This window comes from Corallococcus exercitus (genome assembly GCF_003611585.1).
GTDB lineage: Bacteria > Myxococcota > Myxococcia > Myxococcales > Myxococcaceae > Corallococcus > Corallococcus exercitus.
Map to the genome: position 1 here is coordinate 1 of NZ_RAVW01000608.1, position 4208 is coordinate 4208.

General features: G+C 67.3%; 5 protein-coding genes. All 5 read left to right on the forward strand.

The window, feature by feature from the left end:
- The first annotated feature begins 43 nt into the window (after positions 1-43).
- On the forward strand, positions 44-1486 hold the full coding sequence (gene nrfD, locus D7W79_RS39510) for an NrfD/PsrC family molybdoenzyme membrane anchor subunit (protein WP_120530382.1): 1443 nt from the start codon (positions 44-46) through the stop codon (positions 1484-1486).
- Between the two features lie 4 nt (positions 1487-1490).
- Positions 1491-2036, forward strand: coding sequence for a DUF3341 domain-containing protein (locus D7W79_RS39515; protein WP_120530383.1), 546 nt, complete (start codon positions 1491-1493; stop codon positions 2034-2036).
- Positions 2033-2593, forward strand: coding sequence for a c-type cytochrome (locus D7W79_RS39520; RefSeq protein ID WP_120530384.1), 561 nt, complete (start codon positions 2033-2035; stop codon positions 2591-2593). The genes D7W79_RS39515 and D7W79_RS39520 overlap by 4 nt, the downstream gene beginning before the upstream one ends.
- Positions 2590-3789, forward strand: coding sequence for a hypothetical protein (locus D7W79_RS39525; RefSeq protein WP_120530385.1), 1200 nt, complete (start codon positions 2590-2592; stop codon positions 3787-3789). The genes D7W79_RS39520 and D7W79_RS39525 overlap by 4 nt, the downstream gene beginning before the upstream one ends.
- A partial coding sequence (locus D7W79_RS39530; RefSeq protein WP_244222232.1) for a hypothetical protein occupies positions 3786-4208 on the forward strand: 423 nt, incomplete at its 3' end. The genes D7W79_RS39525 and D7W79_RS39530, both read left to right, overlap by 4 nt.

Consider the following 4208-nt stretch of genomic DNA (forward strand, 5'->3'; position numbering starts at 1 on the left):
CCGCTGAGGCGGCGCCGGCGCACGAAGGAGGTCACTGACCGTCATGGCCGAGACCGCACACGCACTCCCGCTCGACCCCCTCGAGCCCCGGGACCTCGTCGCGCCGCACCACGACGACAAGTCCCTCAATGAGACGCTGCTGGACCATGTCTGGCGCAAGCCGGGCAAGGGCTGGTTCATGCTCCTGGGCATGACGTCCGCCGCCCTGGGCCTCCTGGTCATCGGCGTCACCTACACCCTCGCGCGCGGCATCGGCGTGTGGGGCAACAACCAGCCCGTCGGCTGGGCGTTCGACATCATCAACTTCGTCTGGTGGGTCGGTATCGGCCACGCCGGTACGCTCATCTCCGCCATCCTCCTGCTCTTCCAGCAGAAGTGGCGCACGAGCATCAACCGCTTCGCGGAAGCCATGACGCTGTTCGCGGTCATGTGCGCGGGTCTCTTCCCGCTGCTCCACACGGGCCGTCCCTGGTTCGCCTTCTGGCTGTTCCCCTACCCCAGCACCCTGGGCGCCTGGGCGCAGTTCCGCTCGCCGCTCGTGTGGGACGTGTTCGCCATCTCCACGTACCTCACGGTGTCCGCGCTCTTCTGGTTCGTGGGCCTCATCCCGGACCTGGCCGCCCTGCGTGACTCGTCCAAGGGCAAGCTGCAGCGCACCATCTACGGCCTGTTCGCCCTCGGCTGGCGCGGCTCCGGCCGTCACTGGCACAACTACAAGGTCGGCTACCTGCTGCTCGCCGGCCTCTCGACGCCGCTCGTGGTGTCCGTGCACACCATCGTGTCGTTCGACTTCGCCGTCTCCCAGATTCCGGGCTGGCACGCGACCATCTTCCCGCCCTACTTCGTGGCCGGCGCCGTGTTCAGCGGCTTCGCGATGGTCATCACGCTCATCGTGCCCGCCCGCAAGTACCTGGGCCTCCGGGACGTCATCACCGACCGCCACCTGGAGAACATGAACAAGGTCATCCTGGCGACGGGCCTGCTCGTGTCCTACGGGTACCTGATGGAGCACTTCATCGCCTGGTACTCCATGAACCAGTACGAGTTCTGGACCTTCTACGTGAACCGCGCCACGGGCCCCTACGCCGGCGTGTACTGGCTGATGATCACCTGCAACGTGGTCACGCCGAACATCTTCTGGTTCAAGAAGGCCCGCACCAGCATCCCCATCATGTGGGTGGCGTCCATCGCGGTGAACATCGGCATGTGGTGCGAGCGCTTCATCATCATCGTGACGTCGCTCTCCCAGGACTTCCTGCCCTCGTCGTGGGACATCTACACGCCGACCTGGGTGGACTGGTGCATCTACGTCGGCACCCTGGGCCTGTTCGGCACCCTGTTCCTCCTGTTCCTCAAGTTCGTTCCCGCCGTCGCGGTGAGCGAGGTGAAGGAGCTCCAGCTGGAGCTCAAGCACGCCGCCCACGCTGCCAACGGCCACGGCGCGGACACCGCCGGGGCGGGTACCCTCACCCACGGAGCGCACTAGCATCATGGAAGCCAAGGTCCTTGATTCCTGGGTGTTGGCCGAGTTCGCCACCCCGGAAGCCCTCGTCTCCGCGACGCAGCAGATGCGCGAGAAGGGCTTCCAGGGGATGGACACCTACTCCCCCTATCCGCTGCACGGCGGGTCGGAGGCGTTGGGCCTGCCGCCCTCTCGCATGCCCTTCATCGCCCTGGGCGGCGGCCTCACCGGCATGGTGACCGCCCTCTCGATGCAGACGTGGATGAACACCATCGACTATCCGCTCAACGTCGGTGGCCGTCCGCTGCTGAGCCTCCCGGCCTGGGTGCCCATCACGTTCGAGCTGAGCGTGCTGTTCGCCGCGTTCGGCATCTTCTTTGGCCTGTTGGGCCTGAGCAAGCTGCCGCAGCCCTACCACCCGGCCTTCGAGTCGGAAGAGTTCCGCAGCGCGTCCACGCACGGCTACTGGCTGAGCATCCCGCACCCCACGGGGACGGACGCCGCGGACGTCAAGAACCAGCTGACGGCCCTGGGCGCGACCCACGTGACCGTCGTGTCGGGAGAGAACGAATGAGGTGGCTCATCCCCGCCGCCGGGCTCGCCGCGCTCACGGGCTGCAACGTCAGCTCGGAGTTCCTCCAGCGCATGGAGACCCAGGCCAAGTACGAGTACTACGAGACGTCCGAGTTCTGGCCGGACGGCCGCGCCATGCGCGTGCCCCCCGCCGGCACCGTCCCGCGCGAGCGGCCGGTGGGCAACCCGGGCATCTCCACGGGCCGCGCCAACGGCGTCGCCGTGAACGCCATCCCGCTGCCGGTGGACAAGCAGCTGCTGGCGCTGGGCCAGAAGAAGTACAACATCGTCTGCTCGCAGTGCCATGGCGTGCTCGGCGACGGCAACAGCGTCGTCGCGGAGAACATGGCCCTGCGCCTGCCGCCGTCGCTCCTGGAGCTCGCGGACAAGCCGGCCGGCCACTTCTACACCGCCATCAACGAGGGCTACGGCATCATGCCGTCCTTCTCGGGTGAGCTCGACACGCGTGAGCGCTGGGCCGTCGTCGCCTACGTGCGCGCGCTGCAGGCCGCTCGCAGCACCGCCGGGACGCAGCCCGTCCCGCAGGAGAACCGATGATTGCCATGGAGCGCTACACCGGCACGCCCAAGCTGATGGTGCCCGCGTTCGGCCTGGGCGTGGTGGGCCTCGTGCTCACCGCCGTGGGCTTCTTCATGAACCCCGAGGCGACCAGCTTCAGCTACCTCTTGGGCTTCACGTACTGGGTCGGCATCAGCGTGTCCGCCCTCATCATGCTGGCCATCTTCCACACGGCCAAGGCGAAGTGGCCCATCGTCCTGCGCCGCGCCATGGAGACCATCTCCATCGCGGTGCCCGTCTTCGCGGTGCTCATCCTCGCCCTCATCCCGATGATGAAGTACCTCTACCCCTGGGTGGATGGCTCCCCGCTGGCCGCCCACATCCACGGCGTGGAGGTGGAGCACCTGGCGCACAAGAAGGCCCACTACCTGAACCTGGGCTTCTTCGCCGTCCGCCAGGTCATCTACTTCGCGGTGTGGATCTTCGTCTCGCACCGGCTGTACGGCTGGAGCACGAAGCAGGATGAGACGGGCGAGCTGGAGCTGACCGTCAAGCAGCGCAAGTTCTCCCCGGGCGCCCTGCCCTTCCTGGCGCTGACCATCACCTTCGCCGCCTTCGACTGGCTGATGAGCCTCACCCCGCTGTGGCAGTCCACCATCTTCGGCGCCTACTACTTCGCCGGCAGCTTCCTGGCCGCCTTCTGCGTCCTCGCGCTGGCCACGGTGAGCGCCCAGGGCAAGGACCTGTACGGCAGCCTGGTGAAGACGTCGCACTACCACAACCTGGGCAAGCTCATCTTCGCCTTCACGGCGTTCTGGGCCTACATCGGCTTCTCCCAGTTCCTGCTGGTGTGGATCGCCAACATCCCGGAAGAGGCCCCCTGGTACGGCCTGCGCATGTACGGCCCGTGGCGCGGCGTCTCCTACGTCATCTTCTTCGGCCACTTCGTGCTGCCGTTCTTCACGCTGCTGTCACGCAAGCTGAAGGAGATGCCCAGGACCCTGGCGGTGGCCGCCGCCTACATGCTTCTCATGCACGCCGTGGACCTGTATTGGCTCATCTGGCCGGCGTTCTCCGGTGAGGCCGGTCCGACGTTCCACTGGACGATTCTCACGGCCTTCGTGGGCGTGGGCGGGGTCTCGGTGGGCTACGCCCTGTTCCGGGCGCGCGGCCGGTACACGCTCCCGGTGAAGGACCCCTACATCGCGGAGTCCCTGAGGTACGTGCAGCCATGAAGAAGACCCAGTCCGAAGTCGAATCGCGGGTCATCGTCGGCGCGCATGGCGTCGCGGCCGAGGAAGACCACCTCGTCATGGGGAAGGTCATTGGCGTCGGTGTGGGCGCCATGGTCCTCTTCCTCGTGGGCGCGGTGTGGGCCTGGCGCATCCAGGTCGTGACCATGCAGGAGGCCCAGCCGGACGGTCCTCCTCCGCGTCCCGCCGCGGTGGGCCAGTACGAGGTCGGCATCGTGAACCAGCGCCTGTTCGAACAGGACTGGCGCGCGACGGAGAAGCTGGGCGGCCAGCACCAGGCGCTGAAGAACGGCTGGGGTGACCAGCCGGGCGTCGCCGCCCACAAGCCGCTGGAGCAGGCCATGGACCAGGTCATCACGACCGAGGCCCAGAAGGCCCGCGAGCCGGCCCCGGCCCCCGCT

What these genes read in the sequence shown, in the direction of transcription:
- nrfD (WP_120530382.1), top strand. Translation starts at nt 44, where the DNA reads ATGGCCGAGACCGCACACGCACTCCCGCTCGACCCCCTCGAGCCCCGG.
- D7W79_RS39515 (WP_120530383.1), top strand. Translation starts at nt 1,491, where the DNA reads ATGGAAGCCAAGGTCCTTGATTCCTGGGTGTTGGCCGAGTTCGCCACC.
- D7W79_RS39520 (WP_120530384.1), top strand. Translation starts at nt 2,033, where the DNA reads ATGAGGTGGCTCATCCCCGCCGCCGGGCTCGCCGCGCTCACGGGCTGC.
- D7W79_RS39525 (WP_120530385.1), top strand. Translation starts at nt 2,590, where the DNA reads ATGATTGCCATGGAGCGCTACACCGGCACGCCCAAGCTGATGGTGCCC.